Genomic DNA, 19,829 nt, shown 5'->3' on the forward strand with positions numbered 1-19,829 from the left:
CCCAGCGTGCTATAATATAAGGTTTCCAGCGGTTTGTTTTCTAAGCAGAGGCGAGATTCGCGATGGCAAAGACGACAGGCGGAAAGAAAGCAACAGGCAAGGGCTCGACGGAGCCGACCACGAAGGTCACAGCGGCCAAGTCTGCTTCTTCCACCAGGACAGTGTCTTCAGCCACGTCAGCCCCGGCAGGAAAGAAAACCGCGGCCGGCACTGCTCAGGCTGCGCCGGCGCCGGCAGCCAGAACACGGGCTGCCGCCAGACCCGACTCCGGGCCGGCCAAGCCGGCGGCGAAGCGGGCAAGTGCGAAAAGCGCAAGGGACACGACTGCCGCCGCGGACGAAACGGCAGTACGTACTACTCATGCACCCACGGTTCAACCGGCTGTCGTCCAGCAGCCGCGAGTCGATATAGCCGGTACGGCGAACTCCATGACCAAAAAGCTGAACGAAGTATCCGTCGATGACGACGCAAATCAGAGCGACGAGCAGCCCGCAGCCGCGGCTGCCCCGGGCAAATCCAAGGTGCGCGATCGTCGCGCCAAGGAAAAGGCGCTGCTGAAGGAAGCGTTCGCGACGAGCACGCCCGGCACGGCCGAGGAGCTCGAAGAGCGCCGCGTGAAGCTGCGCGCGCTGATCAAGCTCGGCAAGGAGCGTGGCTTCCTCACGTATGCCGAAATCAACGACCACCTGCCGGACAACTTCACCGAGACCGAAGCCCTCGAAGGCATCATCGGCACGTTCAACGACATGGGCGTGGCGGTTTACGAGCAGGCGCCGGACGCGGAAACGCTGCTCCTGAACGACAACGCGCCGGCCGCGTCGTCGGACGATGAAGTCGAGGAAGAAGCGGAAGTCGCGCTGTCCACCGTCGATTCGGAATTCGGTCGCACGACCGATCCGGTCCGGATGTACATGCGCGAGATGGGCACGGTCGAGCTGCTCACGCGCGAAGGCGAAATCGAGATCGCGAAGCGGATCGAGGACGGCCTGCGCCACATGGTGATGGCGATTTCCGCGTGCCCGACGACGATCGCCGACATCCTCGCGATGGCCGAGCGCGTCGCGAACGAAGAGATCCGCGTCGACGAACTCGTCGACGGCCTGCTCGATCCGAATGCTTCGGACTCCGCCGATACGGACGGTTTCTCGGCGAAGGAAGCCGAAGCGATCGAGAACGAGGACGAGGAAGCCGAAGAGGAAGAGGAAGAAGAGGAAGAGGAGGATGATGACGGTGCCGCCCAGGCAACCGCCAACGCCGCCCAGCTCGAAGCCCTCAAGCGCGCATCGCTCGACAAGTTCTCGCAGATCAGCGAGTGGTTCGACAAGATGCGCCGCGCGTTCGAAAAGGAAGGCTACAAGTCGAAGTCCTACCTGAAGGCGCAGGAAACGATCCAGACCGAACTGATGACGATCCGCTTCACCGCGCGTACCGTCGAGCGTCTGTGCGACACGCTGCGTGCGCAAGTGGACGAAGTCCGTCAGGTCGAGCGCCAGATTCTGCACATCGTCGTCGACAAGTGCGGCATGCCGCGTTCGGAATTCATCGCGCGCTTCCCCGGCAGCGAGACGGATCTCGACTGGGCCGAGAAGATCGCGGCCGAAGGTCATTCGTACAGCGCGGTCCTGTCGCGCAATATCCCGGCGATCCGCGAACAGCAGCAGCGTCTGCTCGACCTGCAGGCGCGCGTCGTGCTGCCGCTGAAGGACCTGAAGGAAACCAACCGCCAGATGGCGGCCGGCGAACTGAAGGCACGTCAGGCGAAGCGTGAAATGACCGAGGCGAACCTGCGTCTCGTGATTTCGATCGCGAAGAAGTACACGAACCGCGGCCTGCAGTTCCTCGACCTGATCCAGGAAGGCAACATCGGCCTGATGAAGGCGGTGGACAAGTTCGAATACCGTCGCGGCTACAAGTTCTCGACCTATGCGACGTGGTGGATTCGCCAGGCCATCACGCGTTCGATCGCGGACCAGGCGCGCACGATCCGTATTCCGGTTCACATGATCGAAACGATCAACAAGATGAACCGCATCTCGCGGCAGATCCTGCAGGAAACCGGTCTCGAGCCGGATCCGGCAACGCTCGCCGAGAAGATGGAGATGCCGGAAGACAAGATCCGCAAGATCATGAAGATCGCGAAGGAGCCGATCTCGATGGAAACGCCGATCGGTGACGACGACGATTCCCATCTCGGCGACTTCATCGAGGACAACAACACGGTCGCGCCGGCGGATGCCGCGCTGCATGCAAGCATGCGCGACGTCGTGAAGGACGTGCTCGATTCGCTGACGCCGCGCGAGGCGAAGGTGCTGCGGATGCGCTTCGGTATCGAGATGAGCACCGATCACACGCTCGAGGAAGTCGGCAAGCAGTTCGACGTCACCCGCGAGCGGATCCGTCAGATCGAGGCAAAGGCGCTGCGCAAGCTGCGTCACCCGAGCCGTTCCGACAAGCTGAAGTCGTTCCTCGAAGGGAACTGATTTCCAGCGTCTTACTTGCGAACGCCGCCGGTATCCGCGTGATGCCGGTGGCGTTTGTCCTCTTTAGCGTCTTTGTTGTTACAATGCCGGCCCGGCTTGGTTGCCGGAGCGGCGTGTAGCACACGTTGCTTCTTGTCTGGGCCCCTAGCTCATGCTTGGTTAGAGCAGCGAACTCATAATTCGTTGGTGCCGGGTTCGACTCCCGGGGGGCCCACCAGATTCCCTTCCAAGGCTATCCAAGGAAGTCTCGAAACCCGCGACGCCGCAAGGCTTCGCGGGTTTTTCTTTTGCGCGCTGCCTGAATGTGTCGAGCGTGTTGAATGCGTTCACGCCGGCGTCGCGTGTCGCATCGCCGCCACCGGGAAAACGCGCGGAGCGTGCCGTCCCGATATCATCGAAGTATGCTGTAGCGCGGTCGGCGCGCACGATCGAGAATCGTCGAGTGCGCGAACCGCAGGGCAGCGCCGCGTTCCGTTCGGCAGCCAGAACAAACACAAACAGACTTCGCCCGACAGTGGGGGCGGCCATCATGATCACGTTGCGTTCGTGGAGTGCGATTCTGTCGTTGCTGATGCTTGCCGCATGCGCCAGCCTGCCGCCGCAGGCCGGTCGCGCGCCAACGCACGCATTTACCGATACGGAAACCACGCGCCTCGGCGTCGCATTCCGTCAGCAGGCCGCCGCCCATCCGGGGCAGGACGCGTTTCATCTGCTGCGCGATCCCGTCGATGCACTCGATGCGCGCGTGCTGCTCGCCGATCGCGCGGACCGCTCACTGGACCTTCAGTACTACATCTGGCACGACGACCTGACCGGGCACGAGCTCGCGGATGCGATCATCCGTGCGGCCGATCGCGGGGTTCGCGTGCGCGCGCTGCTCGACGATCTCGGGACGAATGCGGACGACCAAAAGCTGCTCGAGATCAGTTCGCATCCGAACATCGAGATCCGGCTCTTCAATCCAGTCGCCACACGCCACTTCAAGAAGGTCGGCACGGTGCTCGAATTCTCCCGCGTCAACCGGCGCATGCACAACAAGGCGATGATCGCGGACAACCAGGCGGCGATCGTCGGCGGCCGCAATATCGGAGACGAATATTTCGGCGCGTCGTCGATGCTGGAGTTCGGCGATCTCGATGTGGTCGTGCACGGCCCCGTCGTGAACGACATCTCGACCGAATTCGATACGTTCTGGAATTCACCGTATGCGTATCCGATCGATGCGCTGGTCGGGCACGACGCGGCGCCGGGCGGCCTCGACCGGGAGCGCGAACGGTTGCGCGATTACCTGCGCGCGATGGAGGACAATCCGTACGTGCTCGAGGCGCGACACAGGCTCGACCAGATCGTGCACGGGCAGGGCACCGAGCTGTCCTGGGGCCAGGCGACGGTCCTGTACGACGATCCGGCGAAGATCGCACGCTCGCCGAAGGACAGCGACGGACACCTCATGCCGCAACTGCGCGCACTCGCGTTGCGGCCCGAGCAGGAGCTGCTGATCGTGTCGCCGTACTTCGTGCCGGGCAAGGACATGGTCGAACGCCTGCACGCGCTCACGGCACGCGGCGTGCGCGTGACGATCCTGACCAACTCGCTCGCATCGACCGACGTCGCGGCCGTGCATGCCGGCTACCGGCGCTATCGGCGTGCGCTGCTGGAAGCCGGCGTGAGGCTTTACGAACGGCGGCCGTCCGGCGACAAGAGCATTTCGAAGCAGGTCATCATCGGCTCGTCGCGTGCTTCGCTGCATGCGAAGACCTATGTGTTCGATCGCAAGAGCATCTTCATCGGTTCGATGAATCTCGATCCGCGTTCGCTGAATCTCAATACCGAGATCGGCGTTTACTGCGAGAGCGCGGCGATTGCGTCGGAAGTCGCGGCGGACCTGGAGCCGCGGCTCGATCAAATCGCGTGGCGAGTCGAATCGAGGACCGACCCGGCCGGGAAGGGGCGGCTCAAGTGGATTCAGACTGACGCGGACGGGAAAGTGACCGAACTCGATCACGAACCGGAAGTATCGGCGGCGCGGCGCATGGAAGTATGGTTTCTGGGCTTGTTTCCGATCGAATCGCAGCTGTGATTTCGCTTGCCCGCGACGACCGCGGGCGGCGTGTGCCGACGCGCAGCGTCGATCCGGAGGCCGTGCGCGCACTGGCGCTGATGCGGCTCCGGGCGCGCAAAACGACCCGCACCCGGAAACCGCACCATTCATCGCGCGATCAGCGCGCGAAATCAGACGTGCTCTGGATGAACGTGTTCAGCTTCGAGATGTTCACGCTGCCGAAGCCCGTCGTCGCGTCCCAGCCGGCCTTCGCCTTGTAGCCGTACGTGCCGCTGCCGTTGTTGCCGGACGTCACGTCGTGCACCAGCGCCGCATTGCTCGGAAAGTACTTGTAGATGCTCGACGCCGGGAATCCGAGCGCGTTGTTGTTGGCCGATTGCAGCCGCGCCCAGATGCCGGTGAAGATCGGTGCGGCGAGGCTCGTGCCGCCTTCGTTGTTCAGGTAGCCCGAGCCCCAAAGCGTATCGGACGTCTGGCCGTTCACCACGAGGATCGCGCCGGTGCGCAGGTCGGCGTCGAAACCGACGTCCGGCAGTGCGCGCTTGGTCGACCCGGTGAGGCTCGACGATTGCCACGACGGCGCGGCTTCGTACTTGCTGTAGCCGCCGCCCGTCGACCATACGGTGCCCGGCTGCCAGCTCGGATCGTTCCACACGATTTCGCTGTTGTATGCGTTGGTCGACGTGTTGGTGAATAGCGTCGTGCCGCCCACTGCGATCACGTACGGCGAAGTCGCGGGCTCGCTCACCGTGTAGGTCGAGCGCGACGGCGTGCCGCTCGCGCATTCGTACGCGCCGTGGTCGCCGGCCGATACGGAGAAGGTCTGACCTTGCGCGATGGCCTGCTTGAAGATGGTATCGTCGGTCGCCTGCGAGCCGGTGCTGTACGCGGACGATTCGCACACGCCGAGCGACACGTTGATGACCTTCGCGACGTTGTCGCTCACCGCCTTGTTGTACGCGGCGGTAATCGCGGTGAGCGACATCGACGGCGCCACGTAGAACACGACCTGCTTCACGCTGCCGCCGGCAGCGCCGACGATAGACTGGCTGTCGAGGTTCCATTCGACGGTGCCGGACGTATCGGTGTACGAACTACCTGACGGACCCGTCTGCACGACGCTGCTGCTGATCGTACCGAGGCCGTTGTTGGCGGCGAACGTGTTGAGGTCGCTGACCGTCTGCGACAGGTCGCCTTCGGAGATGATGCCGACGGTGGTTTGCGAGGCCGTCGGCGTGCCGTCGCCGCCATAGAGCGACGAGAATTCCGTCGGGTAGTGCGGCACCGCGGATGCACCTGCCGGAATCGTCAGGTTGCTGGTGTTGCCTTGCGGTTTGCTGCCCGCGCCGGTATGCATGAGCTCGACGTTCTGCAGCCCCAGCACGGCACCGACGATGCCTGAGATTGCGTTCGGCACCTGCGCGGCATCGGTGTTCGCGTAAACGTTGCGGCCGTTGCGCGTGAAGCGCTTGAGCGTCGTGCGGAACGCCGATTTGACCGTTGCCGCGGTGCCCGACGCGGACACGAGCAGGCGGTTCGGCGCAACCACGATGTTGACGAAGCCGGCCTGGCGCAGGTGCGCGACGACGGAGGCAACCTGCTGGTCGGTCGGCGCGTATTGCGCGGCGAACTGCGCCGACGTGAGGAACTGCTTGTAGTGCGGCGAGCCGGGTGTATGCAGATCGTGCAGGTACTGGTCGAGTTGCGCTTCGTTGCGCAGGTTCAGCCCGAGCACGATGTCGACCGATTCGCCGGGCGCCATCTCGGTGGCAGCCGCGGCAGCGGCGGCGGTACTGGCCGCCGGCGCGCCAGCGGTACTGCTGCTTTCACCTTGCTGGACGAGTGGCAGGAATCCCTTGGTGCGCGTTTCCGTCCAGCCGGCGGCCGGTGCGGCATGGGCGGCCGTCATGCCGAACGAAGCGGCTGCTGCTGCGGCGAAGGCGAGCTTGGCGATGCGGATGTGCTTTAGTTTCTTGTCTGCAACCTGATTCATTTTGAATTACCCCTCCGGTTGAACATCGAACTGCACGAACAACAACGATCGACGACGGCGCGGATCGTGCGCCGCCGATATCCGCCGCGCTCGCGCGGATGGCGCGGACGCGACGGGGCCTTTCGCCCGACCCGGATGGGTGGTGATCCTCCGGGGGCGAAATGCTGGAATGCTCGGTAACGGGGGCGCTGCGCCGCGATGCGGCCTGGCCGCGCCGGCAGGCCTGATGCAGGCGAGCTAGAGCAAAAGTTTCGGTATCCTGCTCATCTGGTTCGGTCCTTCGGCCTGCTGCCGGACGGCAGCTGACCAATGAATGCATCGGGATGTTGCATGCGCCAACGGAAGAAGCGACGGTCGGCGGCGAGAACTTCGGTGCGGCGGAAGCGAGAGATGCGTTGAGCGGGAACGATTGCGTGGTCTGCAGTTCGTCGGATTGCTTGCATCGGACGGTATCAAGAACGAAAGTTCGGTGTCAAACTTTTTCTGATTATATGAAACAAAGTTAAATGGAATTGAATGAAATGTTTTTGAAAAGTCATGAGGTATTTTGTAATTTTCAAACCGGAAACAGGGTGCAATTGCAGCTCCGTCCTTCGGATAATTCGCGATTCGATTCGTAATGCACGAACCGTATTCGAGAAATCATTCGAATCTCCCGTGCCCGTTTTCCGTCCCGGAACGCAGGGTTCGACGCGCGTCGGGCGCGTCCGGCGAGTCAACCTGATCATATCGACGGCTCGTCGCGAGCAGTCCAGCCGGCGACAGCGTTTCGGGAACGGGGTGGGTCGGCGCATCGTGATGGATCGCATCGGGCGGCGAAGCGAACGGATGACACAACGTGTCGACGATCAGCACGGCGACAACCAGTTGCGCGCGATGAGTCCGTTCGGCCAGTTGACGGTATTCCACCTCGTGCCGCGTTCCACGCTGCAACTGCTCGATTGGGATCGTTTAGCGGTGAAGGTGCCGCGCGCTGCTGATGGCGACCATTGCGGATCAGACGCGGGTTCTGCGCGAACACTGGCATGTGCCGCGCGGCGCATCGGGCGGCGAGCGGGCCGCGCCGGCGAACGCGGCGAAGCGCGTTCAGCGCGCGATGAAAACCGCCGCGCGTCGAGCGCGGCTATCGGTCGCTCGATGGCACGGGCACAGGCACGGCGCGACGCGCGGTGGCCGGGTCAACGGCATCCGCACGATCAGTCCGGCTTGCGCTCCGGTGCAGCACGCGGTGGCGGCTCGGCGACCGGGGTGCCGGCGGTAGGGCCACCATTCTCATCGTTCTCGGGCGCCACGGGCCGCGAACCGTCGTCATACGCGACGAGGCTGCGCTGCGGATTCGCGATCCGGATTCCGCGTTCGCGGAACAGCACCGCGATACGCCGGTTGAATTCGCGCTGCACACCCCAGCGCGCCGAGTCCTTGCACTGGATCTGTCCGGCCAGCGCGATCGTCGCGCCGTCGACCTGGTCGATGCCCCAGTAGCTGAAATCCGACAGGATGCCGTCCTTGTAATTCGGATCGTCGCGCAACGCGGCGCCGATCTCCTTCAGCGTCTCGATCGCGCGATCGATGTCCTGGCCGTACGCGATGCTGACCTTGACGGCTGCGTTGCCGAGCCCGCGATTCGTGTTGTTGACGGTCGTAACGGAGCTGAACGGGATCGTGTACAGCGACCCGTCGCCCGCGCGCAGCCGCACGGTGCGGATCGACAGGTATTCGACCGTGCCGGACACGCCGGCGAGCGTGACCCAGTCTCCCACCTGCATCGCGTTCTCCATCAGCAGGAAGATCCCGGTGATGAAATCCTGCACGAGCTTCTGCGAGCCGAAGCCGAGCGCGACGCCGAAGATGCTGGCGCCGGCGAGCAGTGGACCGATGTTCACGCCGATTTCGCTGAGGCCCGTCAGCACGACGACGAGCGCGATCATGATGAACAGCAGCGAACGCAGCATCGGCAGCAGCGTGCGTAACCGCGCCGCGCGCACGAGGTTGCCTTCGTGTGTCCACTGCTGCAGGCGGCGCTCGATCGCGATGTTCGCGGCTTCCCATACGATCAGCGCGACGACGGCCGCGATCGCGATCGTGATCAGCGCCGACGCGAGCCGATGGCCGATCGTGCCGGTCTGGAAGGCGTGGAAGATCGGCACGCCCCAGATCTGCAGCAGCACCACGACGGTCGCGACGGCGATCACCGCCGACACGATCTGGCGCACCAGCGGGTAGTAGCGGTACGCGTGCAGGTGGACCAGCGTGCGATCGTCGTCGCGGCGCTGGAACAGTCTAGCGAGTGCACCGAACACGACGATCGACACGATCCGCATGCCGATCATCGCGGCGATCGAGCGGCCGCCGAGCGTGATCAGCACGCGGTAGCCGTTGTGGACGTCGAGCGCCCACACGAACCACAGCGCCATCACGACGAATACCGAAACGGGCGCCCACGCGTCGGCGAGCGCGTTGCCGATCATCGCGAAGGCCGGCCGATCGTCGCCGGCCGCGCGGATGCGGGCGGCGACCGGCTGGCGGCACCTGAGAATCAGCGCCGAGATCATCAAGTGGCCGACGAGCGCGACGGCTTTCAGCAGCGCGACGTGACCGGCGTCGCTGAGGCCGAAGCTCGCGGCGATCTCGACCGCGGCCGTGCAGACGCCGACGACGATCGCGATCCGCGCGATCGAGCGCTGCGCGATCGCGGCCCATGCGTCGCTGACGTGCAGCAGCCGCAATTGCGGCGCATCGGGCTGGAAGAACAGCCGGCTGACAATCGTCACGAGGCGGCAGATCACGTAGATGTCGATCAGCGATTCGAGTGCGGTTTCGGTCGGCGTGCCGGCGCCGTCGAGCACCGACATCGTCAGGCTCGCGACGCCGACGAACGCCAGCAGCGGCACCACGCGCAGCGCGAGGCTGACCAGCGCGCGCGGCATCCGGCGCAGCAGCGTGGTGTGGCGCCGCGCATGGCCACGGCCTTGCGACGACGTATCGGGCGCGGCGGTGCCGTCGGCGCCGGCGCTGGCGTCGTCCGGCCCGGCTGGCTCGGGCTCGGCCCGACGCGACGATTCGGCCCGACGCGTGCCCATGGCGGCCAGCGCGCGCCGCAGGAGCCGCTTCGCGAACCATTCGACGACGAACGCGGGCACGAGCACGGCGAGGATGACCAGGATCGCGCGCGTGAGGTCCGCGCGTTCGTCGGTTCGCACCAGCCGCTCGTGCCACCAGCGGCCGACGGAGCCGACATCGAGTAGCGAGCGCAGCGATTCGTTCAGCGCGGCGCCGATTTCGCCGGCCCAATGTGCCCCCTGCCGGACGAGCATCGACGCGAGCCCGTTCGTCGTGAGCGCGGCTGGGGCGGCGGATGCCGCGCTGGCCGGTGTCGCGGCGCTCGCCGGAAGCGCGGGCGTGCTCAGCACGCCGACGGCCGCGATCGCGCGCAACGTCGTTTCGACCTGCTCGCGCTCGCGTGGATTTTGCAGGACGGAGAGGGCCTGCTGCGCCTGTTGCGGCGTCAATGCCGGCACGGCGCCGGAGGCCGCCGATGGGGCGGCTGGTGCAGGGGTAGCCGCGTGGGCGATCGATACGACGGCGGCGAGCAGCCAGCCGAGCAGGAAATGTCGCATGGGGAGGCATGCGGGCGCACATCGAAAAGTGGCCCGCCGGTCTGGACGATGGACGGAAGTTAACATGATCGCGAACGGACCCGAATAGTTCCGCCGACGAATATTCGCTTGCGACGTGGCGGGTCGGGAACGAAACGTGCTCGCCGGCACATCGATTCGGTGCAAACCACGACTGCGGCTACATGCAGCGAACTCCGGATTCCTGATGAATCAGCCCTGCTCGTCGTGAAAGATCGGCAGCACGTGCTCGGCGATTTCCTCGATGACCTCGCGCACGGGCCGGTCCGAGCCGGGATTCAGCGTGACGTGGTGCGTGCCGGCTGCGCGCATGTCCCGCAAGATGCCGACCAACGCATTCCGTCCGGTCGCGTAGCCGAGCGACAGCGCGCGGGCCGGCGCATCGCGATTCGCATCGAGATCGAGCCGCATCGACACGCCGAATGCGCGAAAGCCCGGTTGAGCCAGCCGGTCGACGGCCGCGCGCCACATCGAATAACGAGAACGCTGCGTGTCCGGATCGCGGTGGTACGTCATCCAGCCGATCGCGTTCCGAGCGATCCAGTCGACGCTTTGTCCGCCCGAACCGACCGCGAGCATCGGCACCGCGGCATCGCCGCGCGGCAGCAGCGTGAAGTCGGGTGCGTCCGGCGGTGTTTCGTCGGGCAGCACGCGGGACGGCACGCCGAGCGCGGCCGCAACGATGTCCCAATGCCGGCGATACCGGTCGCGCCGCGTTTGAGCATCGACGCCGAACGCCGCATATTCGGGCGGCCGGTCGCCGGAGCCGAGGCCGAGGATGAAGCGCCCGCCGGACAGCGTCGCGACCGACAGCGCGCCTTTCGCGATATGCAGGGGATGACGCAGCGGCAGCACGATCGCGCCGCTCGCGAGCACGATCCGGCGCGTGCGCGACGCGAGCGCGCCGAGCAGCACCCACGGATCGAGGTGCCCGACCGGGTCGGGATAGTCGGCGCTGTTCAGCGGTACGTCGCGAATCCACAGTGCGCGAAAGCCGAGCGAATCGGCCCGCGCCGCGAGTTCGAGCTGCTCGTTGAAATCGGGGACGGTCCGGCCGCCGCGCAGCAGCGGCAGCGTCAGGCCGATCGACAGCCGCTCGGCCGAGAAGATGCGCTGCGCGACGTCGGCGCGGCCGGAGGCGGGCAGGGGCATGTCCATTCCTTGAAGACGGGGCGAAGCGGGCGCGCTCCGTACGGTGTTCGCATGCTAGCGTGTTTGCGCGACGCTTGCGACGCGCGGCGAGCGATACACGGCGGCATCGGCGGGTCCGGCATGATCGGCGCCTTCGGTCACCGGGCGATCAATCGGCATGAACTGACTTCGGCAAGTGGTGGTCGGTCTTGTGGCGGGCACGGTGCTGTTCGTGTTCGGCGGCGCTCGCACGGTTGAGGCGACGCACGCCGATCTATGCAGGACCGCCGAGGAGTCGGGCATCACGGCGGGCCTCCGGGATGGGTTGCCTCGGATCACGTGCGCGCTCGACCACGCATGCGCGGCCACGGGCGGGCGATTGTAAGCGGATCGTCGGGCGTCGTGCAGGCGCAAACGTCGCGCCGGCGCACACGTCTCGCCGGCGCACACGTCACATTCCTGCAACACCGGCGCCGCGCCCGTCCGCCGATCGCGCGCGCCGTTTCCCGTCGTTTCACTTTCGAAACGTTCACGCATTTCTGTCGCCGCCCGATCTGCATCGGGGTCACTTCACCGGCCGCGCCGCCTTGCGCTGCGAAGCATGGTGCGCTCCTTGCATATCTGTGTGTGCCGTGAGCGCGATCGCCGGCGCGGTAGAGGGCCGGCCATCGCTTCAGTGGGTCGGACGCATCGAAGACGGGGACAAGAGAATGAGAACAGACCGAATCGCAACGTGTCGTGTTGCAAAAATGAATCGCCGACCTGCCCGAGAATTCGTTTCACCGTTGATTGCGGTGACATGAGCGTGCGGCTTTTCGTTCCATCCGAACAATCCGGGTTCGTTCCGAACGACGACGTGCAGGCGTGACGCACCAGGCCGACCGGTGCCAGTCGGCCGTCGGGGATGAACCGCCGAGCACGTGGATGGGCAATCAATCATGAGATATGGATCGTCATGCCGACGCGCGAAACGCCTGCGTGCCGAGCGCGACGCATGCGTGTGCCTGCCGCACGCACCGCCGCGCGGCGATCCGCCCGACATCGGGAAATCGAAGGTGTAGTCCAGGGGAAAGGTCCGCCGGCGGCGCCGCGGTGGATCCGACGACATTGTGCTGTCAGTTGATCCACTACCCCGATGGATCAATTGTTGGAGCGCCCATCGCCATGTGGTCGATGGGCGTCTTTTTTTGCTGCGCCGGTGTCGCGCGCGCCGCCGGCTCGATCGCCCGGCGTTCTGTATCATGTGCTGGCGCGCTGGCCGCACGGCTTGCCACCGCGCCCGATCACGCGCCGCCAACATGAACGACATCGCCTTGCCCGACCCCTCATCCGCCAGCCTCGATCCGGCCGCGCTCGATGCGCTGCACGCGTTCGTCGAGCGCCATCCGCGGCTGCTCGTGCTGACCGGTGCAGGCATCAGCACGGATTCCGGCATTCCCGGCTATCGCGACCGCAACGGTCAATGGATGCGCTCGCCGCCGATCCAGCTCCACGAATTCCTCGGGTCCGACACCGCGCGCCGCCGCTATTGGGCGCGCAGCATGATCGGCTGGCCCGTGGTGGGCCGTGCGCGGCCGAACCGCTCGCATGTCGCGCTCGCGCGGCTCGGCGGCACCGGCCGGATCGAGCGCCTCGTCACGCAGAACGTCGACGGGCTGCACCAGCGTGCAGGCAGCGGCGACGTGATCGAACTGCATGGCGGCATCAACGGCGTCACGTGCCTCGATTGCGGCGCGCATCACGCGCGCGCGACGATCCAGACCTTGCTCGAAACGGACAACCCCGAGCTGCTGGGCACACAGGCGGAACCCGCCGCCGACGGTGACGCGCACCTCGAATGGGCCGCGCTCGACACGTTCCGCATCCCGGCCTGCCCGGCCTGCGGCGGGCTGCTGAAGCCGGCGGTGGTGTTCTTCGGCGAGAACGTGCCGCGCGAACGCGTCGCGCTGGCGTCGCAGGCGCTCGATGCGGCCGATGCGCTGCTCGTCGTCGGCTCGTCGCTGATGGTGTATTCCGGCTACCGGTTCTGCGTGTGGGCCCAGGCGCAGAACAAGCCCGTCGCCGCGTTGAACCTCGGCCATACGCGCGCCGATCCGATGCTGACGCTGAAGGTCGAGGCGCGTTGCGCGCCCGCGCTCGACGCGCTTAACGCGCGGCTGGGCGTCGCCGGCGACGCGCCGGAGCATGCATCGTGACCGGGCCGACGTCCTCGCCCGATCCGTCCGCCCGGCTGTCGGCGCCGGCGGCCGAGCGCAATCGCGGGCCGATCCTCGACGTGCTGCGTCGCGTGCTGCCGGCCAGCGGCGACGTGCTCGAGATCGCGAGCGGCACCGGGCAGCATGCGGTCCATTTCGCGCAGGCGCTGCCGGCGCTGCGCTGGCAGCCGAGCGATCCTGACGCACACGCGCGCCGCTCGATCGCCGCGTGGGTCGCGCATGCCGGCCTCGCGAACCTGGCCGAGCCGCTGGCGTTCGACGTGCGGGATGCGTCGTGGCCGGCCGCGGCGTTCGACGCGATCGTCTGCATCAACATGATCCACATCTCGCCGTGGGCCTGCACCGACGCACTGTTCGCCGGCGCGTCGCGCGTGCTGCGTCCGGGCGGCGTGCTGTTCCTGTACGGACCGTATCGCCGCGAAGGCCGGCACACGGCGCCGTCCAACGAAGCGTTCGACCAGCAGTTGCGCAGCCGCGACCCGTCGTGGGGCGTTCGCGATCTCGAGGCGGTCGTCGCGCTCGGCCTCGACCGCGGGCTCGACTGCATCGAGGTCGTCGAGATGCCGGCGAACAATCTGAGCGTCGTGTTCAGGCGCCTGCCGCACGCGGAGCAGTGATACGCAAGCGCGCATCGCAGCCGGGTTTCCACTATCCTTTCGCCTGTGCGCGCGACCCGGTTCGGTCGCGCCCTGTTTTTTCCGGAGAATTGACTAATGGGCAAACAAGCAATCGGTGTGATCGGGCTCGCGGTGATGGGCCGCAATCTCGCACTCAATATCGAGAGCCGCGGTTACGCGGTGTCGGTGTATAACCGCAGCCGCGAGAAAACCGACGAACTGATCGCCGAATTCCCCGGCCGTAATCTGGTACCGACCTATACGCTCGAAGAGTTCGTCGCGTCGCTCGAGACGCCGCGCCGGATCCTGATGATGGTGAAGGCCGGCGAAGCGACCGATGCGACGATCGCATCGCTCAAGCCGCTGCTCGAGAAGGGCGACGTGCTGATCGACGGCGGGAATACGCACTTCACGGACACGATCCGCCGCAACCAGGAACTCGCGCAATCGGGCCTGCACTTCATTGGCACCGGCGTGTCCGGCGGCGAAGAGGGCGCGCTGCGCGGCCCGTCGATCATGCCGGGCGGCCAGCGCGACGCGTACGACCTGGTCGAGCCGATCCTCAAGCAGATCGCCGCGAAGGCCCCGTCGGACGGCGAGCCGTGCGTCGCGTACATGGGTCCGGACGGTGCGGGCCACTACGTGAAGATGGTCCACAACGGCATCGAATACGGCGACATGCAGCTGATCGCCGAAAGCTATGCCGTGCTGAAGGACGTCGCGGGCCTGACCAACGACGAACTCGGCGCGGTATACACCGAGTGGAATCAGGGCGAGCTCGACAGCTATCTGATCGAGATTACATCCAAGATCTTCGGCAAGAAGGACGAAGAAACCGGCAAGCACCTCGTCGACGTGATCCTCGATCGCGCCGCGCAGAAGGGCACCGGCAAGTGGACGAGCCAGAACGCGCTGGATCTGGGCGTGCCGCTGCCGCTGATCACCGAGTCGGTGTTCGCGCGCGTGCTGTCGTCGTTGAAGACCGAGCGCGTCGCGGCCAGCAAGATCCTGTCGGGCCCGGCCGCCGCGTCGTTCGACGGCGATCGCGCCGCGTTCGTCGAAGCGGTGCGCCGCGCGCTGTACCTGAGCAAGGTGATCTCGTACGCGCAGGGCTTCGCGCAACTGCGCATGGCGTCCGAAGAATATGGCTGGAACCTCGATCTCGGGACGATCGCGAAGATCTTCCGCGCGGGCTGCATCATCCGCGCGCGATTCCTGCAGAAGATCACCGACGCGTACGCGAAGGATCCGGCGCTCGCGAACCTGCTGCTCGACCCGTATTTCAAGGACATCGCCGCGAATTACCAGGCGTCGCTGCGCGACGTCGTGGTGGCTGCCGTAAAGGCAGGCGTGCCGGTGCCGGCGTTCGCGTCGGCGGTCGCGTACTTCGACAGCTACCGTTCCGAGCGGCTGCCGGCGAACCTTGTGCAGGCGCAGCGCGACTTCTTCGGCGCCCATACGTTCGAGCGTACCGACCGGCCGGGCAGCTTCCACGCGAACTGGTCGTAACCGGCTGGCGAGGACGGTATTGTTGCGAAATTCTATTCTTTGAGTAGGGTTTTTCGTTCCCGGATCCCGGAATTGTTGGCTCCGAGGAAACAGTGTTTTCGTTCTTTCATGGTTTTCCCTAGGTGATCTCGGGACTAAACTTTGTTCAATCGCTGCAGACATGGTGTGTGCGGCGGAGCAAAAAAATCCCGGAGGTAATCATGAAATCGCTGATCGCAACGTTCGCTGCTGCTGCTGTCCTCGCCGTTCCTGCCGTCTCGTTCGCCCAACAGAACGCCCCCGTCACCCGTGCGCAGGTGAAGGCCGAACTGGCCCAACTGCAACAGGCCGGCTACAAGCTGGGCAGCGACCGTACCGACTACCCGGCAAGCATCCAGGCAGCTGAAGCCCGTGTGAACCCGCAACAGAACGTGGCCGCTGCCGATACGAGCGGCTACGGTGCGCAACCGGCCGCCCAGCAGGAATCGGGCGCTCCGGCGGCCGCCAAGACCGGCTGGCAGGTCAAGCGCGTGTCGGATGGCGCACCGGTCTACAAGGGTCGTTAATCGTCATCGATCGCCGGCCGCATGTGCGGCCCGATGCGACCCCACGCAGTACCCGCAGCCCGTCGTTCCGCATCACGGAACGACGGGCTGTTTTCATTGGCGGCACCCGTCGTGTCAATGCAGCGGCCGTGGCCCGCGGCCGATGTCCCGGAACAGCGCGTCAGCCGGCTCCAGCGCCTGCAGCCAGGCCTCGTCGTAGCCGCTCAGCGTGTCGAGCGCGTCGCGCAGCCGCTCGATCGCGAGCACCGGCAGCTCGACGCTGTGCCGGGTGGCGCCGCTCAGGTGCGCGACGCTCGCCAGTTGGACGAGTGCGTCCGCTGCTTCGGCGACGTCCGTCGCGAACAACAGGTGCCGGTTGAGCAATTCGACGAGGCCGCTGGAACCGGCGAAATCCTCGGCGTTGAGCTGCACGGACAGAAACGTCGCATTGTTCATGGTTTTCTCCTCGTGATCGCTGGATCGTGCGCTGCACCTCCGAGTATAGGAGGCGGCCGGCAGCGGGGCGGCAGTCATCGGTGCGACACGGCTGGCGGCCGTGGAACCGTGGCCTGAAGCCTCCGGACGCCGCGCGCGATGGGGCTCGCGGCCCGCCGACACGCGTCAGCGATACCGCAAGATTGTTTCCGGATCGGGCGCCTGCCACGGTCCTGTCCACGACAGATGGTATCTTTGACGGCCGGGGCGATACGAAAATGGCGCGAAAAAGGGGCCGATGAGCCCGTTCGCGCCGACGTCCCGCCGTGGAAACTGACGGCCGCGAGAGCGGTCGGATACTGGTTGGTCCGGCCGCCTGGCCGGACATCGTGCGTCGCACGCCGGAGGGCGGTGGGCGGCGCAACGACGCAAATCCGGGAGGACCCTTGAGAAAAACGATTCCGATCCACGATGCGCTGGCGCGCTGGTTGCCGCAGGCGGCGCTCGTCGCCGCGGCCGCCGTGCTGACGGGCTGTACGATGACGCCGTGGACCGACAGCTGGCAGCCGGTACGACCGTCGACGCCGGCGTCGGTCGCCACGCCGGGCGTGATTGCCGGCTATTACCGCGTGAATCCGGGCGACACGCTCGCCGGCGTCGCCGCCGCCTACGGGCAGCGCGTTCAGGACGTGGCCAGCTGGAACCACATGTCGCCGAATGATGCCCTGTCGCCCGGCCAGGTGCTGCGCGTCGCGCCGCCGCCTGCCTCGACCTCGCTCGGGCAGGCGCCCGCCGCGGCCGCGCAACCGGGCTCGCTGGCCTGGCCGGCCACGGGCATGGTCGCCGCGCCATTCCTGGCCGGCAAGACGCGCGGCATCGTGATCGCCGCGACCGGGCCCGACCGTTCGGTGCGGGCCGCGGCAAACGGGCGCGTGGTCTATGCCGGGTCTGGCGTCAAGGCATACGGCCCGCTCGTGATCCTGAAGCACGACAACGGGCTCATCACGGCCTACGGGCACAACGGCAAGCTGCTCGTCAACGAAGGCGATGCCGTGCGTGCGGGCCAGCCGGTCGCCGAGATGGGCACCGACGCGAGCGGTCGCGCGACGTTCGACTTCGAAGTCCGGCAGAACGGCAAGGTCGTCGATCCGATGAACTTCCTGCCGCGCAACGGCGGCTGACGCGCCGCGTCACGACGTGTGCGCCGCGCGGCGCACACGTTCCCGTCTTCACCCTTCCTTGAGCTCCGCGGTGCCGGACTGCCGCGCACGATTGCCGAGCCAGCGAATGCCCAGCGCGAGTCCCGCCGCGCCGAGCGCGATCAGCGAACACTGGATCGCGACCGGCAGGTACCCGTGCGGCCGCGGATCGACGAACGGATAGGGATACCAGTTCTCCAGCGCGCCGCGCACGAGCGTATAGCCGAGATAGACGACCGGAAAACCGAGCCACGCGAACGCGCTGCGCCACGCGATCGGCGAGCGCGGTTCCACGTACAGCCAGTCGCACAGCACCACGAGCGGCACGATCCGGTGCAGGACCCAGTTGTTGAGGGCCGGCGTGACGTGGCGCAACGCATCGAGCCGGGCGAGCAGCAGCTCGTAGACGATCGCGGTGATCAGCATGTAGAGCACGGCGGCGCCGCGCATCGATTCGTAGCGCGCCGAGCCGGGACGCGTGACACGCGACAGCCCCACGACCAGCATGGCCGAGGCATAGAGGCTGCTCAGTTGCGTGAAGTAGCTGAGGTAGTTGCCGAGATGGACGGCAGGCATGCCCCAGTAGCCTGCGACGCTGTGCAGCGTGGTCGACACCGCGAGCAACGCGGCGATCAGCCGGTAGGCCGCAACGAAGAACGCTTTGCTCATGATGCCCGCGCAACGTCGCACCAAAGCTTCATCGTGCCACAGCCGCAGGCCCGCGCGATTCGGACTTTCCATATGCGGGCCAGTGGTCGGGCCGCGCGGATTCCTCGGATATTTGATCCGGTCGCACAACGATGGTCGCGCGTGAGGCTACAATCGGGGCAACCGCCGGGGTGCCGTCAGCCGCGGCGTGTGTCTGCCCCGCATACCACACGAGAAATTTCGAGACACAGCATGAAAAACATCCTCGCGAAACAGACGCGCTACAGCTCACCCGCGATCTTCTTCCACTGGGCCATCTTCCTGCTGGTGGCGCTGGCCTATCTGGCCATCGAGATTCGCGGACCGAAAGGCAGTGACAGTCGCGTGTTCTGGATGAACGTGCACCTGCTGGCCGGTACCTTCGTGCTCGTGCTGTCGGTGCTGCGCGTGCTATGGCGGATGATCAGCCGCGTGCCGGAAGCCATTCCGCAGACGACGCTGCTCAAGTGGATGTCGAAGCTCGCGCATTTCGCGCTGTACGTATTCATCATCGCGCAGCCGCTGCTCGGCATCATCCTGGTCAACATGGGCGGCAAGCCCGTGTCGCTCGACTGGATCGGCGTGTCGTTCACGCTGTTCGGCCCGGACAAGGCGCTGCGGCCGACGATCAAGGAAGCGCACGAACTGATCGGTAACGCGTTCTACTTCGTGATCGGCCTGCATGCGCTGGCCGCGCTTTACCACCACTTCATCCGGCGCGACGACGTGCTGCGACGCATGGCACCGTGATTGCCGCGCGCTGAAGCCGCGCAGCAGCCGGGGGTGCATGGTTGTATCGGCAACCATGCGCCCCCGGTCCGTTTACCGCAATGCGCGACTGGCCATCGCGGCGAACATTCTGTAACATCTCGGCTGCTTTTACATTCCGCTTACGCATCGCCGCGCATGCTGCACCGACATCGTCACCTGACCGCCTGGCTCGGCGTGTTCGCGATCTGGCTCGCGATCGCGGCACCGCTGGTGTCGCAGTGGCGCATCGCGCAGGCAGCCATCCCCGACGCAATCGTCTGTAGTGCAGAACATGGCGCACACCGCGCGCCCGATGCGGGCCGCGCGCAGGACCATGCACTGCATCTCGATGCGTGCGGCTATTGCGGCTTCTTCGCGCACAGTCCCGCGATCGGCGGCGCGGCCGCCGCATCGTTCGCCTTCGTCCCCCCTCATGCCGTTTCCGCCACCGCACCGCATGCGGTCGCGGCACGCGCCGACCGCTATCCGCGCGCGTATCCACGCGCACCGCCCGAGCGCGCCTGACGCGCTGTCTTCCGTTCCATTCATCGCCGATATCCGTGCGGTCTGTCGAGGTCGCGTGGAGGGCGT

General features: G+C 66.1%; 15 protein-coding genes, 1 tRNA gene and 1 pseudogene. 10 read left to right on the forward strand and 7 right to left on the reverse strand.

Going from position 1 to position 19,829, the window contains the following annotated elements:
* The first annotated feature begins 62 nt into the window (after nt 1–62).
* The 3 genes from rpoD to DIE11_RS02015 all read left to right on the forward strand — a co-directional run bounded on the left by rpoD (nt 63) and on the right by DIE11_RS02015 (nt 4,560).
* Nucleotides 63–2,480: an RNA polymerase sigma factor RpoD gene (gene rpoD / locus DIE11_RS02000; protein WP_082728921.1), complete on the forward strand. Its 2,418-nt coding sequence runs from the start codon at nt 63–65 to the stop codon at nt 2,478–2,480.
* A 138-nt stretch (nt 2,481–2,618) separates the two neighbouring features.
* Nucleotides 2,619–2,697, forward strand: a tRNA-Ile gene (locus tag DIE11_RS02005).
* A 312-nt stretch (nt 2,698–3,009) separates the two neighbouring features.
* The gene (locus tag DIE11_RS02015) at nt 3,010–4,560 is read left to right on the forward strand and encodes a phospholipase D family protein (protein ID WP_124621175.1); all 1,551 of its coding nucleotides are present in this window, start codon (nt 3,010–3,012) and stop codon (nt 4,558–4,560) included.
* A 139-nt stretch (nt 4,561–4,699) separates the two neighbouring features.
* Here DIE11_RS02015 and DIE11_RS02020 read toward each other — a convergent pair whose 3' ends face one another.
* The 4 genes from DIE11_RS02020 to DIE11_RS02035 form a co-directional block, all read right to left on the reverse strand.
* Nucleotides 4,700–6,535 carry a protease pro-enzyme activation domain-containing protein gene (locus DIE11_RS02020; RefSeq protein WP_124621177.1) on the reverse strand — a complete coding sequence of 612 codons (1,836 nt, stop codon included), beginning with the start codon at nt 6,533–6,535 and terminating at the stop codon, nt 4,700–4,702.
* Between the two features lie 642 nt (nt 6,536–7,177).
* Nucleotides 7,178–7,390 (reverse strand): hypothetical protein, encoded by a 213-nt coding sequence (locus tag DIE11_RS36140; RefSeq protein ID WP_185633699.1) that lies wholly within the window; start codon nt 7,388–7,390, stop codon nt 7,178–7,180.
* 341 nt (nt 7,391–7,731) lie between these two features.
* Nucleotides 7,732–10,152, reverse strand: coding sequence for a mechanosensitive ion channel family protein (locus DIE11_RS02030; RefSeq protein ID WP_124621179.1), 2,421 nt, complete (start codon nt 10,150–10,152; stop codon nt 7,732–7,734).
* A gap of 210 nt (nt 10,153–10,362) precedes the next feature.
* The gene (locus DIE11_RS02035) at nt 10,363–11,322 is read right to left on the reverse strand and encodes an LLM class oxidoreductase (protein ID WP_124621181.1); all 960 of its coding nucleotides are present in this window, start codon (nt 11,320–11,322) and stop codon (nt 10,363–10,365) included.
* A 1,277-nt stretch (nt 11,323–12,599) separates the two neighbouring features.
* Here DIE11_RS02035 and DIE11_RS02045 point away from each other — a divergent pair.
* Both DIE11_RS02045 and DIE11_RS02050 read left to right on the forward strand, forming a co-directional pair.
* Nucleotides 12,600–13,496 (forward strand): NAD-dependent protein deacetylase, encoded by an 897-nt coding sequence (locus DIE11_RS02045; RefSeq protein WP_124621183.1) that lies wholly within the window; start codon nt 12,600–12,602, stop codon nt 13,494–13,496.
* A complete protein-coding gene (locus DIE11_RS02050; RefSeq protein ID WP_059601751.1) occupies nt 13,493–14,134 on the forward strand; it encodes a DUF938 domain-containing protein in 642 nt (213 codons plus the stop codon). The genes DIE11_RS02045 and DIE11_RS02050 overlap by 4 nt, the downstream gene beginning before the upstream one ends.
* A gap of 15 nt (nt 14,135–14,149) precedes the next feature.
* Here the strand turns inward: DIE11_RS02050 and DIE11_RS36780 are convergent.
* A pseudogene (locus DIE11_RS36780) lies at nt 14,150–14,224 on the reverse strand (6-phosphogluconate dehydrogenase); the annotation flags it as partial.
* A 6-nt stretch (nt 14,225–14,230) separates the two neighbouring features.
* Between DIE11_RS36780 and gndA the strand changes: the two are divergent.
* On the forward strand, nt 14,231–15,643 hold the full coding sequence (gndA, locus tag DIE11_RS02060) for an NADP-dependent phosphogluconate dehydrogenase (protein WP_059601753.1): 1,413 nt from the start codon (nt 14,231–14,233) through the stop codon (nt 15,641–15,643).
* Between the two features lie 200 nt (nt 15,644–15,843).
* Nucleotides 15,844–16,188 carry a DUF4148 domain-containing protein gene (locus DIE11_RS02065; protein ID WP_044845294.1) on the forward strand — a complete coding sequence of 115 codons (345 nt, stop codon included), beginning with the start codon at nt 15,844–15,846 and terminating at the stop codon, nt 16,186–16,188.
* A gap of 114 nt (nt 16,189–16,302) precedes the next feature.
* Here DIE11_RS02065 and DIE11_RS02070 read toward each other — a convergent pair whose 3' ends face one another.
* Entirely contained in the window at nt 16,303–16,623 is a 321-nt protein-coding gene (locus tag DIE11_RS02070) for a hypothetical protein (RefSeq protein WP_006760526.1), read from the reverse strand.
* Nucleotides 16,624–17,048: 425 nt separating this feature from the next.
* Here DIE11_RS02070 and DIE11_RS02075 point away from each other — a divergent pair, with 425 nt between their 5' ends.
* The gene (locus DIE11_RS02075; RefSeq protein ID WP_124621185.1) at nt 17,049–17,783 is read left to right on the forward strand and encodes a peptidoglycan DD-metalloendopeptidase family protein; all 735 of its coding nucleotides are present in this window, start codon (nt 17,049–17,051) and stop codon (nt 17,781–17,783) included.
* 48 nt (nt 17,784–17,831) lie between these two features.
* On the opposite strand, the gene DIE11_RS02080 is transcribed toward DIE11_RS02075, so the two are convergent.
* On the reverse strand, nt 17,832–18,470 hold the full coding sequence (locus tag DIE11_RS02080; RefSeq protein WP_124621186.1) for a Pr6Pr family membrane protein: 639 nt from the start codon (nt 18,468–18,470) through the stop codon (nt 17,832–17,834).
* Between the two features lie 231 nt (nt 18,471–18,701).
* On the opposite strand from DIE11_RS02080, the gene DIE11_RS02085 reads away from it, so the two are divergent.
* Both DIE11_RS02085 and DIE11_RS02090 read left to right on the forward strand, forming a co-directional pair.
* Nucleotides 18,702–19,238 carry a cytochrome b gene (locus DIE11_RS02085; RefSeq protein WP_124621188.1) on the forward strand — a complete coding sequence of 179 codons (537 nt, stop codon included), beginning with the start codon at nt 18,702–18,704 and terminating at the stop codon, nt 19,236–19,238.
* Nucleotides 19,239–19,394: 156 nt separating this feature from the next.
* Entirely contained in the window at nt 19,395–19,763 is a 369-nt protein-coding gene (locus DIE11_RS02090; protein ID WP_124621190.1) for a DUF2946 domain-containing protein, read from the forward strand.
* Nucleotides 19,764–19,829 lie beyond the last annotated feature (66 nt).

Origin of the sequence: Burkholderia sp. Bp9012 (assembly GCF_003853825.1) — a bacterium.
GTDB lineage: Bacteria > Pseudomonadota > Gammaproteobacteria > Burkholderiales > Burkholderiaceae > Burkholderia > Burkholderia diffusa.